General features: G+C 56.2%; 17 protein-coding genes. 8 read left to right on the top strand and 9 right to left on the bottom strand.

The window, feature by feature from the left end:
- Nucleotides 1-3: 3 nt before the first annotated feature.
- On the top strand, nt 4-1,548 hold the full coding sequence (gene malQ / locus Fuma_RS16175) for a 4-alpha-glucanotransferase (protein WP_077025039.1): 1,545 nt from the start codon (nt 4-6) through the stop codon (nt 1,546-1,548).
- A gap of 51 nt (nt 1,549-1,599) precedes the next feature.
- Here malQ and Fuma_RS16170 read toward each other — a convergent pair whose 3' ends face one another.
- From Fuma_RS16170 to Fuma_RS16145, 6 genes are all read right to left on the bottom strand, one after another.
- Entirely contained in the window at nt 1,600-2,523 is a 924-nt protein-coding gene (locus tag Fuma_RS16170; RefSeq protein ID WP_077025038.1) for a sugar phosphate isomerase/epimerase family protein, read from the bottom strand.
- Nucleotides 2,524-2,701: 178 nt separating this feature from the next.
- Nucleotides 2,702-3,397, bottom strand: a complete 696-nt coding sequence (locus tag Fuma_RS16165; protein WP_077025037.1) for an IS630 family transposase — start codon at nt 3,395-3,397, stop codon at nt 2,702-2,704.
- Nucleotides 3,394-3,837, bottom strand: coding sequence for a helix-turn-helix domain-containing protein (locus Fuma_RS16160; protein WP_077025036.1), 444 nt, complete (start codon nt 3,835-3,837; stop codon nt 3,394-3,396). The genes Fuma_RS16165 and Fuma_RS16160 overlap by 4 nt, the downstream gene beginning before the upstream one ends.
- Before the next feature lie 153 nt (nt 3,838-3,990).
- On the bottom strand, nt 3,991-4,389 hold the full coding sequence (locus Fuma_RS16155; RefSeq protein ID WP_145944208.1) for a hypothetical protein: 399 nt from the start codon (nt 4,387-4,389) through the stop codon (nt 3,991-3,993).
- Between the two features lie 23 nt (nt 4,390-4,412).
- On the bottom strand, nt 4,413-5,405 hold the full coding sequence (locus Fuma_RS16150) for a DUF1559 domain-containing protein (RefSeq protein WP_077028341.1): 993 nt from the start codon (nt 5,403-5,405) through the stop codon (nt 4,413-4,415).
- A 200-nt stretch (nt 5,406-5,605) separates the two neighbouring features.
- Nucleotides 5,606-6,490, bottom strand: coding sequence for a phosphoenolpyruvate hydrolase family protein (locus tag Fuma_RS16145; protein WP_077025034.1), 885 nt, complete (start codon nt 6,488-6,490; stop codon nt 5,606-5,608).
- Nucleotides 6,491-6,657: 167 nt separating this feature from the next.
- Here Fuma_RS16145 and Fuma_RS16140 point away from each other — a divergent pair, with 167 nt between their 5' ends.
- The 3 genes from Fuma_RS16140 (at nt 6,658) to Fuma_RS16130 (ending at nt 10,225) form a co-directional block, all read left to right on the top strand.
- On the top strand, nt 6,658-8,469 hold the full coding sequence (locus Fuma_RS16140; protein WP_218922459.1) for a phosphoenolpyruvate hydrolase family protein: 1,812 nt from the start codon (nt 6,658-6,660) through the stop codon (nt 8,467-8,469).
- A 172-nt stretch (nt 8,470-8,641) separates the two neighbouring features.
- Nucleotides 8,642-9,613: a DUF1559 domain-containing protein gene (locus Fuma_RS16135; RefSeq protein WP_077028339.1), complete on the top strand. Its 972-nt coding sequence runs from the start codon at nt 8,642-8,644 to the stop codon at nt 9,611-9,613.
- Nucleotides 9,614-9,781: 168 nt separating this feature from the next.
- Nucleotides 9,782-10,225 (top strand): hypothetical protein, encoded by a 444-nt coding sequence (locus Fuma_RS16130; RefSeq protein ID WP_077025033.1) that lies wholly within the window; start codon nt 9,782-9,784, stop codon nt 10,223-10,225.
- A 73-nt stretch (nt 10,226-10,298) separates the two neighbouring features.
- On the opposite strand, the gene Fuma_RS16125 is transcribed toward Fuma_RS16130, so the two are convergent.
- Complete coding sequence (locus Fuma_RS16125; RefSeq protein WP_077028338.1) at nt 10,299-11,498, bottom strand: Tm-1-like ATP-binding domain-containing protein; 1,200 nt, start codon at nt 11,496-11,498, stop codon at nt 10,299-10,301.
- Between the two features lie 436 nt (nt 11,499-11,934).
- On the opposite strand from Fuma_RS16125, the gene Fuma_RS16115 reads away from it, so the two are divergent.
- From Fuma_RS16115 to Fuma_RS16095, 4 genes are all read left to right on the top strand, one after another.
- The gene (locus Fuma_RS16115) at nt 11,935-13,068 is read left to right on the top strand and encodes a mandelate racemase/muconate lactonizing enzyme family protein (protein WP_077025031.1); all 1,134 of its coding nucleotides are present in this window, start codon (nt 11,935-11,937) and stop codon (nt 13,066-13,068) included.
- Between the two features lie 20 nt (nt 13,069-13,088).
- On the top strand, nt 13,089-14,444 hold the full coding sequence (locus Fuma_RS16110; RefSeq protein WP_077025030.1) for an MFS transporter: 1,356 nt from the start codon (nt 13,089-13,091) through the stop codon (nt 14,442-14,444).
- Between the two features lie 8 nt (nt 14,445-14,452).
- Nucleotides 14,453-15,481 carry a M14 family metallopeptidase gene (locus Fuma_RS16105; RefSeq protein WP_077025029.1) on the top strand — a complete coding sequence of 343 codons (1,029 nt, stop codon included), beginning with the start codon at nt 14,453-14,455 and terminating at the stop codon, nt 15,479-15,481.
- A 511-nt stretch (nt 15,482-15,992) separates the two neighbouring features.
- A complete protein-coding gene (locus tag Fuma_RS16095) occupies nt 15,993-18,077 on the top strand; it encodes an alpha/beta hydrolase family protein (RefSeq protein WP_077025027.1) in 2,085 nt (694 codons plus the stop codon).
- 118 nt (nt 18,078-18,195) lie between these two features.
- On the opposite strand, the gene Fuma_RS16090 is transcribed toward Fuma_RS16095, so the two are convergent.
- Both Fuma_RS16090 and Fuma_RS16085 read right to left on the bottom strand, forming a co-directional pair.
- The gene (locus Fuma_RS16090; RefSeq protein WP_077025026.1) at nt 18,196-21,603 is read right to left on the bottom strand and encodes an efflux RND transporter permease subunit; all 3,408 of its coding nucleotides are present in this window, start codon (nt 21,601-21,603) and stop codon (nt 18,196-18,198) included.
- Entirely contained in the window at nt 21,600-23,333 is a 1,734-nt protein-coding gene (locus Fuma_RS16085; protein ID WP_077025025.1) for an efflux RND transporter periplasmic adaptor subunit, read from the bottom strand. Before Fuma_RS16085 ends, Fuma_RS16090 begins: the two co-directional genes overlap by 4 nt.
- Between the last annotated feature and the right edge of the window lie 16 nt (nt 23,334-23,349).

Below are 23,349 nucleotides of genomic sequence, written 5' to 3'. Positions count from 1 at the left end.
CGTATGAGATTTCCACGTTCTTCCGGCGTACTGCTGCCGGTATTCAGCCTGCCCGCTGAGCCTTCGTCATCGGCTGGTGCTTCGGATGCCAGCACGGTCATTGGCGATTTAGGTGCCAGTGCATATCGCTTCGTGGACTTTCTGCAGTCGGCCGGGCAGACCATTTGGCAGCTGTTACCACTTGGGCCGCCGGCGCTGGGAGATTCGCCGTACAGTAGTTATTCAGCGTTCGCCGGTAACCCACTGCTGATTAGCTGCGACTTGCTGGTCGCCGACGGTCTTTTGACGCCGCAACAATTAGCGGACGCTGCCGTTCCACAAGACACCTGCAAGGATCGAGTCCACTACGACTTGGCGCGGGCGACAAAGCTGCCGTTGTTGAAGCTGGCCTTCAATACGTTTCGGCAGCAGCAAAATCATGCCCGCAATTTGCAGTATGCGGACTTCTGCGAACGCAATCAGGCATGGTTGATCGACTTTGCTCGGTTCGACGCCTTCTCACACGACTTTGGTGATCCTGACTGGTCGAAGTGGGACGCGGAACTGATTCGCCGAACGCCCGCTGCATTGGCCGACGTCGACAGCAAGCTCGCCGATGAAATCGAATTTGCAAAGTTCCAGCAGTTTGTCTTCGCAGATCAGTGGAGCAAGTTGAAGTCTTACGCGCATGAACGCGATGTGCAGATCTATGGCGATATGCCGATTTTCGTGGCGTACGAAAGTGTGGATGTCTGGACGGATCAGCACTTGTTTATGCTCGACGATGCAGGGCGTCCGACGGTTGTTGCCGGAGTGCCGCCGGACTATTTCAGCGCGACTGGTCAAATGTGGGGGAACCCGCTTTACCGCTGGGATCGCATCGGAGATTCCGGTTACGAATGGTGGATTCGGCGTTTTCGTCAGGCATTCGAATTTTTCGACATCCTGCGAATCGATCATTTCCGCGGCTTCGAATCCTACTGGGAAATTCCAGCCAACGCTGAAAATGCGATCGCCGGTCAATGGATCACCGGCCCCCGTGACGCTCCGTTTGAAGCTGCCCGCGCGGCGCTGGGGGACCTTCCAATCGTGGCGGAAGATCTTGGGTTAATCACCGACGAAGTTCACTGGCTTCGCGACCGACTCGGCTTTCCTGGTATGCGAGTCCTGCAGTTCGGCTACGAAGACGACAGCGACCCCTATCATCGGCCCGACGCATGGCCCGACCACAGCGTCGGCTATTCGGGCACTCACGATAACGACACCGTGATGGGGTGGTACGCAAAACGTAAGCAGGACGGCACAGACGCAATACTCAATCGGTTTCTGTCCGGAGACCCCGACAGCGTCCATGTCGAACTCGTCCGTTCCGTCTTAAATTCGGCAGCCGATACAGCCATCCTCCCGATGCAGGACATACTGGGGCTCGGCAGCGAAGCGAGAATCAATACACCAGGCGAAGCACAAGGCAACTGGACCTGGCGCTGCTCGGCTGATGCACTTACCGAAGACCTTGCGAGTCGGTTACGGTCGTGGACAGAAGCGTCCGGGCGGCGCCGAACGACGTGACCTTGCTGTGCGGTTATGCCGTGACTGCCGCGTTTCCAGCGAAGCAGATGGTCACAGCTTCTTGCGAAGCTCTTCCAGGCCTTTCAGGTTCGCCTTCAGCTGCACTTCCGCGTCAACACCGCTCTGGTGGTCAATGATTCCAATGGGGCCACGATATCCGGATTCAGCCAATTGACGCATCATCGTCAATTCCGCGTCGCCGTCGCCGAGTGGCAGGATTTTGGCGCCGCCGCCGGTCTTACCGGCGTCCTTTTGGTTCATGCCGTTCAGGTTCACCATCACCAGGTGAGGCAGCATCTTTTGAAGAGCTTCCGGGAAGTCAGGCATGTGCTGGTGACCTCGGTGGAAGTTCAACACTGTGCCGATCTTGATGCCCGTGCGTTCCTTGACGCCGTCGATAATGGCCAGCTGTACGTCGACCGCTCCAAACCATGATCCGTAGTTGTAAAGAGCCAGTTTGCAGCCTGCGGCTTTGCAGTGTTCGGCAAGTTCACTAAAGGCCACGATCATCTTTTCGACCCGTTGCTCCTGCGGCGCATCGTTGAATGCGCCTCGCGGGAACATGGCCCAAATTTCCGGCGTGGCCTTTCGCTTCTTCAGAACATCAAAAATGGCTTTTACGTGAGGTTCTTCACTTGGTGTTTCTGTCTTCATCACGAAATAGACAGAGGTGGTTTCCAATCCGTGCTTTTCATTTTCTTCCATCTGCTCATCAAGAATCGGAACGTACTTTTCGAACGCTTCGAATCCGACTTTCTTGAAGCCCAGATCCGCCACCATCTTCGCACGTTGCTCAGGAGTGCGTTTCTTCGCATCCGTAAAGATCACAAGCCATGCCGTCAGATTTTCATCGGCAAACAGCTCTGCGGCTGCAGAGTTCGTCTTGCTGGCCGGTGACGACTTCACGCTGGGAGTCGCCTGAGCAAACACATTTTGGCACGCGATGGACGCACATAGAAAGATGATGAGCCGCATGGCGAATAAGTCCTCAGCGAAGTTACTTTTAGCAGAAACGGGCGGGTGACAACGTTCGACAATGCGAACGACGCAGATGCAGATGCAGATGGAGTGGATGATTTCGCCGCAATCGCTTCAACGGGCTACGCGGCCTGATCGACCATAGCACACCAGCCGCTTTGGCGCTAGTGCGTGGTCAAGTCTTAATAATTGGGTAGAGTCGTTTTAGTTTTTGGCGTGCGTCGTCGATTTTGTATTGCCAGTCGACATCCCGCTGTTTGGCGGTCGTCTTCTGTGACCACGCGCCGATTTCGGATTGAAGGATCTCCAGGTCGCCGATCCTGCGACCATTGAGACACTGACTGCTCATGCAACTTAGTTCGCACTCAGCGACGTTGAGCCAGCTGCCGTGCTTCGGTGTGTAACAGAACTCGATTCGTTGAATGTAACTTCGCGCCTGCTCGGGCGGGAATGCTTCGTAGAACGCACCTTTCGTATGTGTGTTCAGATTGTCCATCACCAATGTGATCCATTCGCAGTCCGCATATCGGGTGTCGAGCAGATTCGCCACTTCCAAAGCCCAGTCAACTTTCGTGCGCTGGGGACGTGCGGTGGCCTGCCGATATCCTGCCAGCGGCTCAGCAAACATAAAAATGCTGGCTGTGCCGTTACGTTCGTACTCATAGTCAACACGCTTGCCATGAGTTTTCGTCGCTTTGATGGGAACACGCGTTTCTTTGAGTAACTGAACCGGTTGCTCATCCATGCAAACCACAGGATAGTTCGGATCATAACGCCGTTCGTACACGTCCAGAACTTCTTCCATGTTGGCAACGAACTCTGCGTCCGCTTCCGGTGGAATCACCCAGTACTCAATCATCCGCTTCGTCATCCCGTTTTTTTAAGCGTCTTGCGGACCGTTTCGCGACTGATCGAATCGACAACCTCAAGAGCCACCAGTTCGTCCGCCAGCAATCGAAGCGTCCACTTTCCATAACCGGCGGGCGGGTTACCAAGTCGCATTGAAATCAGTTTCGCTTCGCCTTTTCCGTCGAGCAGCGGTGGAGTCGGCGGTGTTTCCCGTTTCTTTCTTTCGAACGCACGCTCGAATCCTTCCGTCACAAGACGTTTGCGGATGTTCTCGACGGTCTGCACTCTGCAATTGAAAGCATCAGCAATCTTCTCATCCGTCCAGGCAGGACCATCTGCGTCTGCCTTCAGGAGAATCTGAGCGCGACGAACTTTCTGCGAAGTCCCCGTGAGCTTCTTAATCACATCTCGGCACGTCTGCCGTTCTTCCTCGCTCAGCCGAACGATATACTTCTTGTTCATGAGTCACCTCCTTGTATCGGAAGTGTCTCAGCAACACACCAAGTTGCCAACCCCGAGTTTTACGCTTGCCAACGCACTAGGCACGGTTGTGAAGGACCGTGGCCAGTGTCAAAACGGCTGGAAAACTGTGTGCCGCTAAAATGGTTGCGATGTTCACTCGCCGGCGATCGGGAAGTCGTAATTAACTTCCTGGTCTCCAGAAGTGATTTCGACCTCATCCTTGTGGGTGGGGAACAGCTCTTCGCCCTGATCCAGAAACGGCTTTGGAATGCCGGTGTAGCCTGTGATCTTAACTGTGTGGGGGCCCAAAACGGGACCCTTTCCAGCTGATTCGTAGTATCCGTCCTTGATGAAGAGCAGCGACTGTGGTCCGGAGCCGCCTTTTTCAACGTTCGGTCGATATTCGATTTGGCCGACAGGCACGGGCTCGCCGTTAAAGGTCACCCGTCCGTGAATTTCCGCACGCTCGGGGCCGTCCGGTCCTCCGCACCCGGAGAACATGCCGAGCACGATTGCTGCGACAAGTCCCACGTGTGCATGACGTACTGACATTGCTGTTACTTTAAAGTTCACGATTACCATTCTCCAATGACTTGACCGTCGTTTCGCATTCCGAGGTTGTGATAGATGGTGAGGTCCATGTTTTCTGAGGCGAAGTGCACGGAACCATCAGCCATCGCGAAGTGGCAACCACCAATGTGTTCACTACCGAATACACGCTGCATATGAGCGTGCGACGGTGTGTTGCCGGGCGCCATCGACGGATAAAACGTGTTGATTTGGTCGCGAGCGGTTGCACAGATGGCTGTTTGTGGAACTGAGTTCCACGCCATGCCGGCCGACGCCCAACCTAAATAGTTGTCGCCGCCGGGGTCACGACCGAGTGAACGTGGGTACTTTGTTTCACCGACCATGAAAGTGTTGGACGTGCCATCCGTGATGTGGCCAATCTTAGTTCTGGAACCCAGGTAGAGGATCCCGTCATTGTCCAACCCGCGGACGTTAATGCTGTCCAGGTCACCGAGATTCCAGCACGTGTATTCACCGCCGCCGGAAACCCCCATGTAGTTCAAGAGGTTGTCCTGGCTGGAGTTTCGAGGGTCAGAAGGACACCGGAACGCGACGACGGGGGCCAGCCACACGTCTTCGTTTTCTCGACCACCGGCCCAGCTTGCGTTCAACGCCCAGTTGATCGCATAGTTGGCATCGTACTGTTGATAGAGCGCATTCATTTCGATGAAAGGCAAAATCATGACAGTCCACGGGCTACGGCCAATGCGATTGCCAGTGCCGTGGTTCGTATTGAAGCAATTGCCTCGACCTGTTCCCACCAGTCTGTTTTCGATGTGGTGTCCCCACCCCATCGGAAACACACTGTGTGTGCTTTCGTAGTTGTGCAGCGCCAGGGCAAGCTGCTTCAGATTATTCTTGCACTGAGTTCGGCGAGCCGCTTCGCGTGCCTGCTGTACGGCGGGCAATAACAACGCAATGAGGATCGCGATGATCGCAATCACGACTAACAACTCGATAAGAGTAAAACCTCGAGACTTTTTGGGTTTGCACCGCATCTGAGTTTCCTTTTTAAAAGACAAAACGAAAAACGTTAAAACCAGAAGACCGAGCGTGATTCCCTGGACATCAGGGGGTGCCATGTTGCGGCATTTCAAGGCGATCTGCCCACGGATCAGCGTTGGCAATCCAGTTGTAAATTCAAGGTTGGGTTTTGAGCCCGCGCATACGACATTGGTCACAAGCCGGGCGGCTGTGACTACGACACCTTCGCGCCATTGCCGAGTGCGTTTGTTGCTCGCGGATCGCTTGCGCCACCCAGCTTCAATTCTGTGAACTCTTTGACCTGTTCCGTGATTGCTGTTTCAGTCGGTAGCCGTTCCATTGAACTGGCACCGTAAAAACCATCGACTTCAGGAATACGTTCCAGGATGTATTGGGCGTCTTCCGGAGATGCGATTGGGCCGCCGTGGCAAAGCACAAATACGTCTTCGCGGACTTCTCGGCACGCTTCAGCAATCGCGCGGACTTCATCGACGCACGCATCCAGCGTTCGCGCTGTCTGGGCACCAATCATGCCGGTCGTGGTTAGTCCCATGTGCGCCACAACCACATCCGCACCCGCCTCAGTCATCAAGCCGGCCTGCTTTGGGTCGAAGGCGTATGGAGTCGTCAGGAGATCGAGTTCATTGGCTGCCGCGATGAGATCGATCTCAAGGCTGAAGCTCATTCCGGTCTCTTCGAGATTGGCTCGAAAGACTCCATCAATCAGACCGACGGTTGGGAAGTTCTGAATGCCGGCGAATCCAAGCCCCTTCAGATCCTGAAGAAAACGGTCGCGAAGCAGAAAAGGGTCTGTGCCGCACACGCCTGCCAGGACAGGCGTATGTTCGACGGCGGTCAATACTTCCGGAGCCATCTCACGGACGATCTCATTCGCATTTCCGTAAGCCATCAGGCCCGCAAGAGAGCCTCGACCGGCCATGCGAAAGCGTCCGGAATTGTAAATTACGATCAGGTCCACTCCGCCCTGCTCGGCGCACTTCGCCGACAGTCCGGTCCCTGCACCGGCACCGACGATCGGTTGCTGCGCCTCTACTTTTGCGCGAAATTTGTTCAACAGGGTCTGGCGTTGATGTTGCATTGAAAAAACCTGTGTGGATAGTGACTGATTGGCGGGACTGCACTTTGCATGTTGTGTGCCACAAGTTTGCGACCACGCAAAATGAAACATAAGTTGTTTAACTGTATCACGTTATGCAACTAACTGGCGAGTCCTAAGGAAGTTCGGCTTGTGTCGTGGTTACCCGAGTGTATACTTGGCGTGTGACACAGGTATCCACAATCGAAGCTTCTCAAGAGGCTCAGGCACTGCGCCGAACTCTGGCTGGCGCCTTCACGGAACGTCCACTTCTGATGGTTGTGCCGGGTTCCGGACTCGTCGCGCGCTGTGCCGTGGAATCGGGTGCTGATGCGCTCATGGTTTTGAATGCTGGCACCTACCGAACTCAGGGCACCGGCTCGCTCGCTTCCTTCCTGCCGTTCGGAAACGCTAACGCTCAGACCGAAGCTCTGCTGCAGCGGCATGTCCTGCCTCGCGCGGCTGGACTACCGGTGGTCGCGGGCGTTCTCGCGTCGGACCCATCGGAGCCATTGGAATCGCGGCTGCGACGTTTGAAGAAAATGGGTGTGGCGGGGGTCGTTAACTGGCCCGCCGTCGGATTCATAGACGGTCAGTTCCGCCAGGCTTTGGAAGCTGAGGGGCTGGGGGCCGCGAGCGAAGCTGAGATGCTGTCTATGGCGAAGGAGCTCGGGCTGGTCGCATTCGGTTTTGCGTTGGGTACCACGGAGGTCGAACACTTCATGCGCGCGGACGTCGATGCTCTGATCCTGGACATCGGCCTGACTCGTGCGAGCGGCGACGTGCGCACGAAACACGATGAGCTGCATCAGGCGATCGCTCGATTGAACCAACTTTCCGAAGCTGCAGTTAGTCGGCCAAACTGCGTGAAGCTGGCGTTCGGTGGCCCCATCGTCACGCCCGAGGACTTAAACGAAGTCTTGCGACACAGTTCCATTCAGGGGTTCGCTGGCGGGTCTGTCTTCGAACGGCTTCCAGTGCGCGACATCGTGAATGCAACGTTGCGACGGTTTAAGGGAATGGCCATGCGGCACCGGAGTGACGCACCAGGTGCATTCGGCGGAATTATCGGTGGCAGCCCCGCGATGTTACGCGTGTTTGATGTTGTACAACGAGTGGCCGCTCAGGATGTGACCGTCTGCATTGAAGGAGAATCCGGAACGGGCAAGGAGTTGGTTGCGGGACTGCTGCATCGACTCAGTCCCCGAGCTAACCATCCGTTTGTGACGCTTAACTGCGGAGCGATTCCCGACACGCTGCTGGAAAGCGAACTGTTCGGGCACGAACGAGGCGCGTTCACGGGAGCAGAACGACAGCGGCCAGGAAAGTTCGAACTGGCTCACGGTGGCACCTTGTTTCTGGATGAGATTGCGGACCTCAGCACACGCGGGCAGGTCGCGTTGTTACGAGTTCTGCAGCAGCGCGAAGTCACTCGAGTGGGCGGGGAATTAACTGTTCCTGTCGACGTCAGAATATTGACGGCATCCAATCGTCCGTTGAGTTCTCTTGTTGAGGCGGGCGAGTTCCGCAGTGACCTGTTCTATCGGCTGTGTGCAATCAACATTCAGCTGCCGAGACTTAGCGAACGGCCGGAAGACATGCCGTTGCTGGTCGAAGCGATACTGTCGGACCTGCGCGGACGCTTGAACCGCGACATTACCGGCCTGTCGGCAGACTTCGAACGGAAGCTAATGCAGCATGACTGGCCGGGCAATGTTCGCGAGCTGGAACAGGTGATTCACCGCTGTGCGATTCTGGAAGACGGCAGCACTTTGGCAGGCTGGTCTTTCGAACCATGGTCCGAGGATCGAACAAAGTCAGCAACGCGCCACCTTTCACCTTCGCACAACCATCAGCGAGCTGTCACCGCAGTGCAAAAAGCGCGTGGCAACAAATCGCAGGCCGCCAAGGATCTGCAGGTCACGCGCCGAACGCTATATCGCTGGCTTCGAGAAGCCGAGAATTCTTCGCGCGACAGGTAGGGTTGTCCTACACCTGTTTTCCCGATTACTTGCTAAGGCCGCAATTCCCCTGGTACGATTGGAGACGGTCTGCATAGCCCGGCGATTGAATCGAGCGTTGCGTCGATCGCAGTTGTTCTTTGAATTTCCGGGAACGTTTCTGCCATTCGTCCTTTTTCGGGGAGTCGAGCCAATGTTGCATCGCTTAGGTAGACGTGGATTCACGCTGATCGAATTGCTTGTGGTGATCGCCATTATTGCGATCCTGATCGCACTGTTGTTGCCAGCCGTTCAGCAGGCTCGCGAAGCCGCTCGGCGAACGCAGTGCAAGAACAACATGAAACAGCTAGGGCTGGCGTTTCATAACTATCACGACACGTTTCGTTGCTTTCCGATCAACTATGCCTGGCGGACGATGCCGGGCGCGGGCGGTGGCGGACCTGCCATCGCCAATACGGGCAAGAGCTGGCTGCAGATGATTCTTCCGTTCATTGACCAGGGCAATCTTTATCAAAGCATTGATTTTAATGTGGGACTGCAGGGGACGACGCCGGCAATTCTTCAAAATCAAGTCGCGGCGAATACGGTGATCCCCGGATACCTGTGTCCATCTGATAACGAAAACAACAATGGGCGTCTTGGGAACCGTTCGGATGTGAACGTCGATCCTCCAGGCACCTGGGGGGTTACGAACTACAAAGCGTGTGCAGGAAGCAACTGGGGATGGGGGATTGCAGCGTGGAATCCTGTTTCATCGCTGGGTGGCCGAAACAGCGGCAGCACCAATGGGCTGAACGAAGGAAACGGTGTCTTGTGTTCCAATCAGGCAAACACCAACGCTCCAACTCGAATGAGAGACATCACCGACGGCACAACCAACACGTTTATCATCGGTGAAGCGATGCCCGGCTGGAGCCAGTGGAATTGGTGGTACAACCCCAACGCGGTCACCGCTACTTGCGCGATTCCGTTGAACGCTGTTCTGCGACGGCCAAAGAACATTGGCGACTGGCCGAACAACTATTCCTTCGCCAGCAAACATACTGGTGGTGGCCAGTTTACAATGGGAGATGGCAGCGCTCGGTTTGTCAGCGAGAATATTGATATCGGCGTTTACCGAGGTGCCGCGACGATCAGCGCTGGCGAAATTCTGGGTGAATTCTAAACACCACTTCGTCGGTACTAGCCACCCGACCCCTCCAGTCCTGTCCTCGCGAAATGCGTGAGTCTCGTAGTGAACACGAAGCCTGGTAACGTTTGTTTCCAGGCTTCGTCACTTTACGGTCAGAGTTCTAAGTATCGTGCTATTCATCTTGATAGAGGAGAAACGCGGATGTTAGTTGCATGTTTGAATAAGCTGTGTCTGTTGGCTGGCGTCTCGGTTCTAATTGTTGGCTGTGGCGGTGTGAGTGGTGCTCCACAAACGGTACCGGTTTCGGGGGTTGTCAGCTACAACGGAACTCCAATGCCAAAGATCTCCGTCGCATTTATTCCGCAAGACGGTACTGGTCAGATTGCGGAAGGAACGACCGACGCAGAAGGCAATTTTGAACTGCAGACTCGTGAGCCAGGGGACGGTGCTGTGGTCGGAACTTACAAAGTGGCTTTGAACTACGTGCCCGATACTGTCGCTGGAATGCCGGGCTTCACAGATGGGGCCAAATCGGAACCTTCTACAATACCGGGCAAGTATGGCGACACGTCTATGTCTGGACTGACCGCGACCGTTGATCCGGATGAGTCGAAGAACGAGTTTAAGTTTGACCTGACCGATTGACGCCGCCTTCACGATACCATTTGCGACAGCGCTCGCCATTCGCTCTTAGTGGCTTGTGGCGGGCAAATCGCCACTATTTCTGCAGGCCCAAAAACGTTTCCACCAGGCTGTCTGCAAAGGCATCGTCGTTGATGTGGTGTGGCAGGCGGACGATTTTTCGTTGCTCGGTTTGTTCAACGCGAGCTTCCAATTCGTCAAACAGTGCGGCATTGGCTTCAGGATCGTGGAAGGCCTGGCCTGGCGCGTCCAGCATCGAAACGCCGCCTTCGGGGATCAGGATGGTGATCGGGGATGTCGACCGATTCACCTTGTCCGCAATCCAATTTGCGATCTGCCGGTTTTCGTCCGGCGTCGTCCGCATCAGTGTGACTTGCTGGTTGTGGACATGAAATAAGCGGTCCTTGTACTTTTCGGGAACCGTGTCCGGTGCGCCGAAGTTGACCATGTCGCACGCGCCGAGACTCATTACACAGGGGACCTGACGTTCGATAATGGTATCGAAGCGTTTGGGCCCAGCGGCGAAAACTCCGCCCGCAATTTCATCAGCCACTTCAGTGGTTGTGATGTCCAGTATCCCACCGATCAATCCGCCGTCGACAAGCTTCTCCATCGCTCGGCCACCGCTGCCGGTTGCGTGAAAGACGAGAGCGTCGAAGCCCTGTGCTTCGAGTGATTCGCGAACGCGTGTGACGCACGGTGTCGTCACGCCGAACATCGTCATGCCCAGAGCCGGTCGCGATGGTTGCACCTGCGACGAATGCTGAACCATGCCTGCCATCGCGTGAGCCGCATTGGCCAGCACTTTTCGGGAAACCACGTTTAATCCGGCCACGTCGACAACGGAATACATCATCGTGATGTCGCTGCAGTCGATATAAGGAGCCGTGTTTCCGCTGGCGACGGTTGATACCAGCATCTTCGGCAACCCCACAGGAAGGGCTCGCATAGCTGCCGAGATGAGCGCCGTGCCACCGCTGCCTCCAATGCCGATGACCCCGGCCACTCGTCCTGCTGCATGTTCTTGCAGCAGGAACGACGTCAACGACTGACTCATTGCAGCAACCGCTTCGCCTCGATCTGTGTACGTCTGGCCGCCGCTATCCGCGCCCACCACCTGGCTTCGCGAAACGTCGGGAGTCACGGTCGGTGGTCCGGCGGTTCCCACATCGACCATCGTCACATCAGCGCCGCCTGCGGCCAGGCAATCTTTGACATAAGCGAGCTCCTCGCCTTTCGTATCCATTGTGGCGACTGCATAAACAAGTCCCGACATACAACAATTACTCCAAAGTTTAAGTAACAATGAAAACGGAAACGCTCGCAGCTGTTCGAGTAAGTGCTGCATGTTTGTCGGAATCGAATCGAAACGCAATCCGAAGAAATCAATGACGTTCAGCCGACTTCGAGCGTTACAGCTTCCGGACCGCGTGTGACTTCAATGCCGTTGGAATTGTGGAACGCTCGCACCTGACCGAAGCAAGCACGTTACTTTGCGTCCGTCGTCGCGGTGATGAAGGATTCCTGAACAGCGCACAGTTTCTTACTCGTTAGCGGTCCGTCAACCCGTTCCGCACATTCAGGCCGTCGAGCAATCCAGCGCGCTCTGATCTTCTCGGCGACTCGACAACCACCGAGTGGCTGGTTAAAAACGCGGGTTTGGGCACGACGTCGTCGCGTCATTTGAGGTTGATTCCAGGAATTGGCAGACCGTGAAAATTATTGGCATTGATGTCTGTCCGCTGACCGGAGCGACAGTGGACGGTGGCTGGCCTCAGGGGCATGAACCGCAGGAAGATCTGCACACGCTTGTAGTTGTCCACACCGATCAGGACATCTGCGGCTACGGAAGTTGCTTCACATCTGGTCAGCTTGTGGCCGGTGCAGTGCAGTTGTTGTGGCCTCTTTTGAAAGGACAATCCGCGGTCGAACCCGAACGCGTGTCTGAAGTTCTGCATCAATCCACCTTTTGGCAAGGCCGCGGCGGAAGTGTGACGCATGCCATCAGCGGCATCGACATTGCGCTGTGGGACATCATGGGAAAGGCGTGCGGTCAACCGGTGTCACGTTTGTTGGGCGGCAATTATCGAGACCGCATCAAGCCCTACGGATCGATTTTGTTTGACGAACCCGATGCTCTGGCGGTGACGCTGAACAGCGTGGTCGAACGCGGTTTTCGAGCCATAAAGATGGGCTGGCGTCCGTTCGGTCGCCGTGATCGAGCGTTCGATGAGTTGCTGGTCCGGACGGCTCGCAAGACAGTGGGCGACGATGTGGAACTAATGGTCGACGCGGGCGGCAGCGAACAATTCTGGCCTCATGGAACAAATTGGGCCCGCAACACCGCCAGGATGCTTGCCGACTATGGCATTGTCTGGTTCGAAGAAGCTCTGCCCCCTGATGATATCGACGGGTTTGTGGAACTGAGCCGCGTGTCACCGATCCCGATTTCCGGAGGCGAAGTTCTGACTCGGCGACAGGCTTTTCAACCCTGGCTGGAACGCCACGCGGTCGACATCATTCAGCCGGACGTCACCAAGTGCGGAGGCCTCAGTGAATTCCGTCGGATTGCTCAGATAGCCGCAGACCACAACGTCGCCGTGGTGCCGCATGGCTGGAACACCGCCATTGGCCTGGCCGCCGATCTGCAGATTTCGGCCTTCCTGCCGAACGCCTCCCACGTCGAATACCTGACTCCGTGCGCCTACATCGATCAGTTAACAACTGAACCATTTCAGTTGGATGCAGAGGGATCTTTAAAGATTCCGACAACGCCGGGACTTGGCGTTCAGATTGATCCGCAGCGATTGCAGCACTTCTGTCCGGAACCGATCGAATTCCGGTAACGTTTTCTGAAAGCCAGCCCGTGCCACCAACAGGCGACACCGCGACCGAGTCATCCGAATTACCGGCGACAAAAATTCGCTGGACTGTGTTCGCTCTCGCGTGCAGTACGTCATTCCTGCTGTACCTGCACCGCTACAGCTGGAATATTATCGGCCCGAAGTTGCAGACCGAGTTTTCGTTTTCGAATACTCAAGCTGCTGTTCTGTTTTCTTTGTTCTACTACACCTACGCGGCCGGTCAGATTCCCAGCGGCATCATTGTTGATCGTTTTGGGCCGCACCGGTTTCTCACGGGAATCATCGCCGCGTGGTCCATTGCCGTGGCGGGGATCGCTCATACCAGCAACATCATGCTGCTCGGATTCTGGCGTCTGGTGTTCGGAGCGACTCAAGCGGGCTGCTACCCCGCTCTGACAAAAATCAGCCAGCAGTGGTTTCCCGCCACTCATCGAACCGTGCTGCAGGGGTGGGTCGCGACGACGTTCGGTCGAGCAGGCGGCGCGATGTCGCCCATTATTCTGGGCACGTTGCTGATGGGAGTCTGCGGGCTGCGGTGGCAAGTATCTGTCACACTGATCGGGCTGGTGGGCCTGGTTCACGCGATTGTGTTCTTTGCGCTGTTCCGCGATTCGCCCGTGCACGATCCCCGCGTCAATTCCGCCGAGGAAGAATTGATTGCCGGTCGTGCAGTGTCCAAAACGACTGCTGTCGACCATCGTGCCGTGCTACCTTTGCGCAAGGCGTTGCAGAATCGCAGCCTGCGAATCTTCACGGTGCAGCAGTTTCTGGATGCTGGCTCAGACGTCGTCTTTGTGGGGCTGATTGGCACATGGTTCCTGGTCGCTCATCAGTTTGACATCAAACAGACCGGTTGGCTGGCTAGTCTGCCGCTGTTTGGCGGTGCTCTGGGCGGCATTGTCGGTGGCTGGTTGAATGACACGATCATTCGCCGCACAGGCAACCGGCGCTGGGCACGCAGTGGCGTTGGTTTTGTGGGGAAGGTCATCGGCTGTGCCATGTTGGCGTTGGTTGTGATGCAGTCTGATGGTGTGACCGGAGCGTGGCTGCTGATGGCGGCGAAGTTCTTCAGTGACTGGAGTCAGCCAACAACATGGGGCACCTGTACGGATCTTGGAGGTCGGTTCAGTGCGACCGTGTTCAGCATTATCAATACCGCAGGTACCATTGGAGGTGTCTGCATGCCGATTGTGTTCGGCGTTGTGCTGGACTGGTTTACCACGACGTCCGTCGTCGACGGGATTGACATGTCTGTCACCGACTGGAACCCGCTGTTCGTGCTGTTATCCGGAATGTATCTTGCATCCGGAGCCTGCTGGTTGCTGGTGGACTGCACCGACCGCTTAACCGATGAATGAGAAGAACTATGGAACGCAAGACCGTCCGTCCTGAACAACTGGACCTGGATTCACCGGGCCGCCGGGATTACTGGGTGGCTTTGGAACATGACAGCATTTGGGGAGATCATCTGCTGCCGCTGACCGTGTTTGTCGGCCCTGAAACTCAGGACGGCCTGGGGCTGGTGTCCTTCGGTTCGAATCACGGTAACGAATACGAAGGGCCGATGGCGCTAAAGCACCTGATGCGCGACATCAACATCGCCGACGTGCGCGGGCGGATCATTCTGATTCCCGTTCTGAACCCGGCGGCGTTTCTTTCCGGCACGCGCGAAAGTCGTCAGGAAGACGGCGTCAACCTGAATCGAGCTTTTGTCGACGGGGCTGGAAGCACGCCGGCACTGGCCGGAATTACTCATCGGATTGCAGCGTTTGTCCGCACGTATATCTGGCCACGAGTGCACATTGTGCTGGACCTGCATTCCGGAGGCGACGTCGCTCGGTTTTCCATCTGCGCGAATTACCACCCGGTCGACGACCCGGTGTTGGGCGAAAAGATCGAGCAAACCGCACGTTGGTTTGGCACGCCGTCGCTGATGGTCTACCAGAATGTGACTCCGGGCCTGCTGCCCAGCGAAGCCGAGCGACTGGGCAAGATCACAGTGGGGACCGAACTTGGCTGGGGACGATCCGTGAACCCAGAAGGCGTGAAGTATGGTCGTCAGGGCGTCTTAGCGGCGGCCATCAATAGTGACCTGCTGCACGGGACGATCGAACCGATTGCCCATCATCGCGCGGGCACTCAGCAGAAGTTGGAAATGGTCGACCGAGACTGTTTTACCGCCGCTCCGTTTGCTGGCCACTACGAACCGCTGGTGGAATGCGGAACCGCCGTCAAACGCGGTGATACAGTGGGCCTGCTGCACGACTTTGACCGCATTGACCTTGACCCCTGGCCGTGTGTCGCCGCACTGGATGGAGTCGTGCTGGCTCAGGCATGGGTGGCTCCGGTTCCTAAAGGCCAGCACATTGTGGTGGTGGCAAAACTGCTGGAATAGCCTCTGTTATTTTTTCGTGATCAGCCCCAGACGTTGAACCTTGATGTAGAGAACGGCACCTCCTTTCGTTCCGTCGGATGTGTCTGATTTGTGAAACGCATCGTGGAGATGCACAACCTCGCCGTGAATCGAGTGCGGCCTGCGGCATCCTCGAAGTGGAACGAGGCACTTAAATCGATTTGGGTACAATGTCGCTTGTTGCGCTTCCCGTGTATCCGTTGTGGCGATTGGATAGACAAGTCCCGACATGCAAAAATTTCTTCGGAGTTAGGCGACGTTGGAAGGCAAATGCTCGCTGTTTTTCAATTAGGTGCTGCATGTTTGTCGGAATTGAATCGTCGCTCAAACCGAAGGACTCGGGTCCGAGGCACGCGTTGACCGAAGCCTGCCGAATTCACTGAAGCTTCCGTCTTCTTGAATTTCGCTGAAGAGCGTGCCTACAATCGTGCCCTCCTTCCGCCACGATCTCCCCCTGCACTTCATCCTTTCAACAAACGTCACGGAACCCGCCATGCCATCCAGTCTTTTGTCTCGCCGCACGTTTTTTCAGGCATCTACCGCCAGCGCGATGGGCGCTGTGATTGCTCAGCAGTTGTGGATGACCGAACAAGCGGTCGCTCAGGCAGCGAAAGCGACTCCGAAGAAAACACCGCTCAATCGCTTCCCGCGAATGATGCAGGAATACTATGTCGACCGCATGCGAGCTTTCCAGAAGCAGCGCATCGATCGACTTGCCGCGCTGCAAACGAAGGCGGATGCTGAAGAGTACGTGACGTCCTGCCAGGATCGGATCCGCGCGTGTCTTGGTCCTCATCCGGAAAAGACACCACTGAACGCGAAGGTCACGGGCGTCCATAAACGAGACGGCTATCGCATTGAAAATGTGATCTTCGAAAGCCGTCCTGGATTTCCGGTGACGGCAAACCTGTACGTCCCTACCAATGTCGAAGGCCGTCGACCGGCCGTTGTCGGCACCTGCGGCCACACTCATAACGGCAAAGCTGAAAAAGCCTATCAGGGTTTTTCGCAGGGCCTCGCGCGGCAGGGCTATGTTTGTTTGATCTTCGATCCGATCGGCCAGGGCGAACGCCTGCAATACGTTGACGAGCACCTGAAGTCGCACGTTGGAGTTGGCGTGCGAGAACACTTGAAAACCGGCAACCAACAGTTTCTCGTCGACGAATCGTTCAGTATGTGGCGCGCGTGGGACGGAGTGCGGGCTCTGGATTATTTGTTAACTCGCGACGAAGTGGACCCGACGCAAATTGGCGTCACCGGAAATTCGGGCGGCGGCACAGACACAACGCTGATGTGCGGTGTTGAGCAGCGTTGGGGCATGGCGGCGCCGTCGTGTTACGTCGCGTCGTTGGTTCGCAATCTGGAAAATGAACTGCCGACCGACACGGAGCAATGCCCTCCGAAAGCGCTGTCGATGGGGCTGGATCATGAAGACTTTCTCGCGGCGTTGGCGCCGAAGCCGATTATTATTCTGGCCAAGGAGAAGGACTTCTTCGACGTTCGTGGTACCGAAGAAGCCTATGGTCGTTTGAAACGGCTGTATCAACTGCTGGGCGCCGAAGACAACATCAACTTGTTTGTTGGACCAACGTATCACGGCTACACGCAGGAAAATCGGGAGGCGATGTACGGCTGGTTCAATCGTGTCACGGGGACCGACGGGCCGGGAACAGAGCCCGAGTTGACCATTGAAGACGACGCGACACTTCAGTGTACGGAGTCCGGACAGGTCAGCACGATGGGCGCGAAAACCGTTCAGGATTTCACGCGAGAAAAGGCCGCTAAGCTGGCAAAGCAGCGAGGCGACTTGGCTCCCGAAAAGTTGATGCCGGTTCTGACCGACTGGATCGGCGATCGCCTTTCCGATGCGGTCCCGAAGTATCGCATCCTTCGCATCGGCAGCGGTCGCGACTTTCCGGAGAAGTATTTTTTGACGTACGTGGTGGAAACGGAACCTCGCGTGCAGGCTTTTGTTTATCGCCTGTATCCGGAACGGCATTACTCACGGCCGCCCCGAGATTCCAAACAAGCGCTTCTGTACGTGTCGCACGATTCGGCCGATGCGGAACTTCGCGACAATGAAGAGCTTCTTAAACTGATCGCCGACAACCCAGACACACCGGTGTACGCAGTTGATGTGCGTGGCACCGGCGAATCGCGTCCAAACACAGCGGAGACCAATTCTTATGCCTCCGCCTACGGATGCGACTATATGTACGCGATTCAGGGCGTCATGTTCGATGATTCGTATTCCCGACAACGAACGGGCGATCTGTTGTCTGTGCTAAACTGGTTGAAGTCGGTTGGCCACGAACAGGTTCATTTGTTCGCCAACGGTTGGGGCAGTATCTCGGGCACCTTCGCCGCGACTTTGCATCCCACGGTGACGCAGGTCACTCTGCAAAATGCGCTCACGTCGTTTACAGATCTGGCTCAGGCAGAAGACTACGACTGGCCACTGTCGTCGATGGTCCCTGGCATCCTTAACACGTTCGATCTGCCGGACTGCTATCGCTTGTTGAAATCAAAGAAGCTAAAGCAGATCACGCCGGCAGGGCCCATCGGGTTGATGACATAGTTCAGGTTTCGCTGCCACGCCTCGCATGTGCGAGGCGCTTCGCAGCGGCGTAAGTCACCAGCGGTGAATCGCCGTCTGGTCGTCAGTATCTACCGCTCTGTTCGCTGCGACTCGTCGTTTACGCGACGGCCTCGGTCTGTCCGCCAGAGTCACTGCCTTCTGGCATTTCGATTGGGCTGATGCCGAAGGTTTCCACGATAATCGCGAACAGCGAAGGCACGATGTACAGCGTCAGCAAGGTTGCCACGATCAGGCCGTAGACCATCAGCCAGGCCATGCCTTCCCACAGCGGTCCGCCCGACAGAGCCAGCGGAATTAGACCACCGATCGTTGTGGCCGTCGTCAAAAAGATTGGCAGCATGCGTTGTTTGCCGGCGGCTGACAGGCAGGCTCGAAATTGAGTTCGCGTGAGCCCCAGAATCGGTCCCGTAGCGGTGCCCGCAGCCTGCAGTTGTCGGGCTTTTTCGGCGATCAGAATGTCGGCGAATTCGATAAAAATGATCCCCGTGTTCAGCACAATGCCGAACAGCGATAGCAATCCCAGTTGAGGCATGAAGCCAAGCGGATTGTTGGTCAGCCAGAGTCCGAACCATGCCCCAATCATGGCCAGCGGCAGTGTGGCAAGAATGATAAGCGTCTTTGACCAACCGTTGTATTGCAGCACAAGAATTAACACGATCAGCAACAGAGAGATGGCAAAGGACATCAGCATTTCCGCCGACGAATCCTGGCTCTCTTCCAGCGAACCACCGATTTCAATGCGATAGCCGATCGGAAGCGCCGCTATGATCGACTGCATTTCGTCTGACGCCATCACGGCGTTCACGACATCGTTGCCGGACACGCCGTCTTCCACCTCTGCGCTCACGTTGATGGTGCGATTCAGGTCGCGGCGTTCAATTTTTGCAGGCTGCCATTCAGTGATGGTTTTTGCGATGGAATTTAGCGGGAGTTTGCCGTTTTCGCCCTCCACGTATGCGGCGTCAACACCGTTTAGGCTGCGGCGTTGTTGAGGCTCCAGACGGAAGTAGACGGGGATCTGGTGATCACCTTCTCGGAATGTGGATAGCTTAAGTCCGGAAAAATAGGCGGTCAAAATGTCCGCGACGTCGGCATTCGTGACACCGGCCAGATTCGCTTTTTCGTCGTCGATATCGATGCGCAACTGAAACCCGTCGACGCCCCAGGAATCAGCAATGTCCCATGTACCAGCTTGCTGCTTTATCAGAGCTTTTACCTGATCGGCCGTTTTGCGCAACTGTTCGACGTCGGCAAATCCGTCTCCGATCACTCGTAATTCCACAGGGGCGGCCGGCGGTCCTAGGGCTAGCTTTTTCGGAACAATCCGAGCACCGGGAATGGGTGAGATTCCCAGATCGCTGCGACCGTCGTTGGTAGCCTTTCGGATGTCTTCCACAAATTGAGGCGTCAGATTTCCGTCCGTCGTTCGGACCAGGATCTCCGAAACGCTGGTGCTGGGCGCAGGTGGATTGATGCCCAGCGCCCAGCGAGCTCCGCCTTGAGCCGTCATCGACCGCATGGCTCGCAGCCGTTCTACTTTCGTTCCGTCCGGCAACGTGATTGGGCTGAGTTTTTGAATTGCTTCTTCCACGTGGTGGACCACCTGATCGGTTTGTTCGATCGTGGCAGTTTCCGGCAGTAGCACATTCACATAGAACTGGTCTCGCCGATCCTGAGGGAAAAATTCGGTGCTCACCGGCAGCCGCAACACTGCAAATAGCAACGCGACCGCCGCAAGCACTGTGATCCACTTCATCCTCAACGCGACCGTTGCTGTCAGGCCATAGATACGAAGGAAGATGTTGTCGCTGGGACCTGCGGCGCGTTCGTTGTCGCTGGTCTTTTCGGCAACTTCAGGCGCATCTTTTTTCCGCAACTTTTGTGACATCGCCGACGTCAGTTTCGCAGCTTTGTAACCCAGCCATGGCAGCGGAGCGTTGGGGGCATCCGGGTTTTTAGGAGCTCGAATAAACGCAGCTGCCAGCACCACACAAACCGTCATCGCCAGAAACCAGCTTAGCAGCAGTGTTGTCGACAGAGTGACCGGCAGGCTGTAAATGTATTCCGCCCCGCCGCCACTTAGCGCGAACAACATCGGCAGAAAGGCGGCGACAGTGGTCAGCGTTCCGGACAGCATCGGGAACATGAGCGTATTTGCGCCTTCGACGGCGGCGTCTCGCGGAGTCATACCGGCCAGGCAGTTTGTTCGCGTTTGGTCGCATACCTGAACCGCGTTGTCGACCAGCAAGCCCAACGCGATGATGATCGATGCCAGAGAAATTTGTTCTAACTGCACGCCCAGCATCCCGACGATGCCGACGGCACCGAACACAACAATCGGAATGTTGGCCGCCATGACCAGGGACGTTCTTAATCCAACAAACAGAAACACAACGATGACCACGATCACGATGGCTGACACCACGTTACCGATCACGTCGCTGATCTTCATGTTGACGTTGTCTGCCTGGTTCGACACGGGCGTGACGGCCAGGTCGCGAGGCAAAGATTGATCGACGGTGACCATTTGGTCGATTCGAGCCATGCACAAATCGCAAACGTCGATGATGTTCGACCCGGACTGCATGGTCACGCTTAGCATCACCGCCGGGTAAGATCCGTTGGCATCAGAAAACCGGCATACGACCGATCGAGGATCCACGTAGTCACGCGTCACTTTGAGGCCAATGTCTGTCAGCCGAACTTTGTTTAACGAATCACCTGTCTGGACGGCTGCCACAGCAATGGATTCGATTTCATCAACAGCATCGAACTCGCCACCGGGTTTCACGTTGAACTTGCCGTTTTCCGTGTCGATGCTGCCACCTGGTGACACGATGTTTCGAGCGTCCACAAGGTGCTTCAGTGCTTCGCTGGTGAGTCCCACCTGTGACCAGGTGCCAAGATCCGTTTCGATGTAGATGGCTTCATCATTGACGCCGTGCTTTTCAACCTTGGCTACTCCGTCCAGCAACCGGATTTTGTCGCGCACTCGGTCAGCAAATAATTCCAGGTCTCGCGGCGAATAGCGGTGCGCGTCTTCGATGGCGTCATCACCAGCGAGCGGCGTTTGGTGGATACCCAGCAGCAGCACGGCTGTGTCGCCGAATTCATCGTTGACGATGGGATGGATGTTGTCGGTTGGCATTTTGACAAGGTCGACCTTCGCGCGGACTTTGTCCCAGACGTTCTGAATGTCGCCCGGCGGAATACGATCGTCCAGATCCACGTAGATGACGGACAGACCATTGGTCGTGGTCGACCGCAAGTGATCCACTTCTTCGATGCCGTCCAGTGATTCTTCCAGCTTATCGGTGATCAGTTCTTCCACTTTAACAGTGGGAGCTCCCGTCCACTGAGTTGTGACAACGCACGTGCGAATGGTAAATTCGGGATCTTCACGCCGGGGCATCGTCGCAAACGTGAAAGCGCCCCAGCCGACCATAAGCACGACAAACGTCAGCACCACGGGCCGGTATCGCATGGCGAGTGCCGCGAGATTCATTGGGCGGCCTTCCCGTTCATGACAACCTGTACGGGTTCGCCGTCGCGTAGATAATGAGCTCCGCTGGTCACGTAAAGCAGCCCGTCCAGCGATTCGCCCTCCAGCGGCGCCACCTGCCGTAGTGACGAAGTGGCCGTGGGTTGGTCACTGGTTGCCAGCCGTACTTCTGTGCGTTTGACGGTTGCCGCGTCGTCGGTTCCGTCGACAACAAACAGAAACGAACGGTTGCCTTCCCGGACAATGGCGTCCATCGATACGAAGTAGCCCTGTTCCAGGCTGCTGCCGGAAAGATCGACTTTCACCAACTCACCCGGCCGCAATTCCCACTGACTGTCGTCTGCGATTCGTATCGTGTCGCCGTCCCAGTCGCTGGCCTCGCCTGTCGGTACGTTTAGTTTTCCGGCCACGATGTTGACGTCGGGGTCAAACGATTCGTCATCGATCAGGACCTGTTGAAAAATCCAGTTGCCCAGAAAAGGAATTTTCGCAGGGCCGAGTTCCACCGGTAGCTTCGAAACCTTAAGCAGCTTGTCTGCCGGAAGCGGTTGATGAGTTTCTACGTTCTCGACCTTCCACAGCCAGGATTTGCCGTCTTGGGTGTGAATGGCATCTTCCGCGACATACAGGAGCCCCTCTTTGGCACCGGGGATAAATCTGAGGTTCATTCGCCAGGTTTGAGTCGTCGTCGCGATGGCGGGGGCGTCTGGTGCAGACGACGCGGCCGGCGATTTGGCGGACTCTTTCTTGTTCAACACCAGCACGGTCACTGTGTAGGTGCGCGTGGCTGCGTCCGCGACAGAATCGATCAGGTACAAAAAACCGTCGTGCTCTTCAACTGTCCCATCGGCTTTCGACACCATGACGGCCAGACGCTCGCGACTGCGTAGACGACGCGAATCTTCGGCTGAGACTTCCACTTCGACTTTGATTGGATCCATCATTTGAATGGTGGCCACGGGCTGGCCAGCCGAAACAACACTGCCAGGCACAACGGCCACGTGTGCGATTTCACCTCGAAACGAAGAATACAGCGTGCAGTCATCAAGGTTTCGTTGAGCGTCCCGCAACGACTGCTTCGCCTGCAACAGGCTGGACTGCAACGATTGCAGTTCCGCTTCCTTGCTCTTCAGGTCGGCATCCATTTGCTCAACGGTGGCCACGGCACTCTGATACCTGGCGTCATCGCGATCGACGTCACTTTCCGTTCCCGCGCTCTTTTCGAACAACTGTTTGCTGCGATTGAGTTGGGTTAGCGCGAGACTGGCGTCGGCCTGGGCTGCTCGTATTTGTGCGGGCAGACCTTTTTCAAGTTCGATCGTCGCCGCTTTTACCGCTTGTTCAGCCTGAACAATGTTGGCCTTCGCCGTTTCGACCTGCAGTCGGTAGCGTTCGCTTTCCAGTCGAGCGACAGGCGTGCCTTCCACAATCAGATTTCCGTCCGCATCTTCGACACGGCCCTCGATTTCCTGATTCGGTTCCACCACCCATTCAACGCGACCACCGACTTCAAAGCCCAGTTCTTCGGTCTTCCACGATCCCACCGTAGCGGCGGCCAGCATTGCTTGCGGCACCGACTGCTTGACCAGTGCTTTCACCGAAACCGGCCGAGGCCCCGGAACATATGGCTCTGCTTCGCCTTTGCCGTTGCACCCGGCCATGGCCAGAACTGCAATGGCGCTGCCTGCTAGCAGAAGCTGGCGGATGGGCCCTGAAACAACGTATAGATTCACGGCAATGACCTCACTT

It is taken from the genome of Fuerstiella marisgermanici, assembly GCF_001983935.1.
GTDB classification, from domain to species: Bacteria; Planctomycetota; Planctomycetia; order Planctomycetales; family Planctomycetaceae; genus Fuerstiella; species Fuerstiella marisgermanici.
The sequence above is the reverse complement of the archived record's forward strand: the minus strand, read 5'-3'. Positions and strand labels throughout refer to the sequence as shown.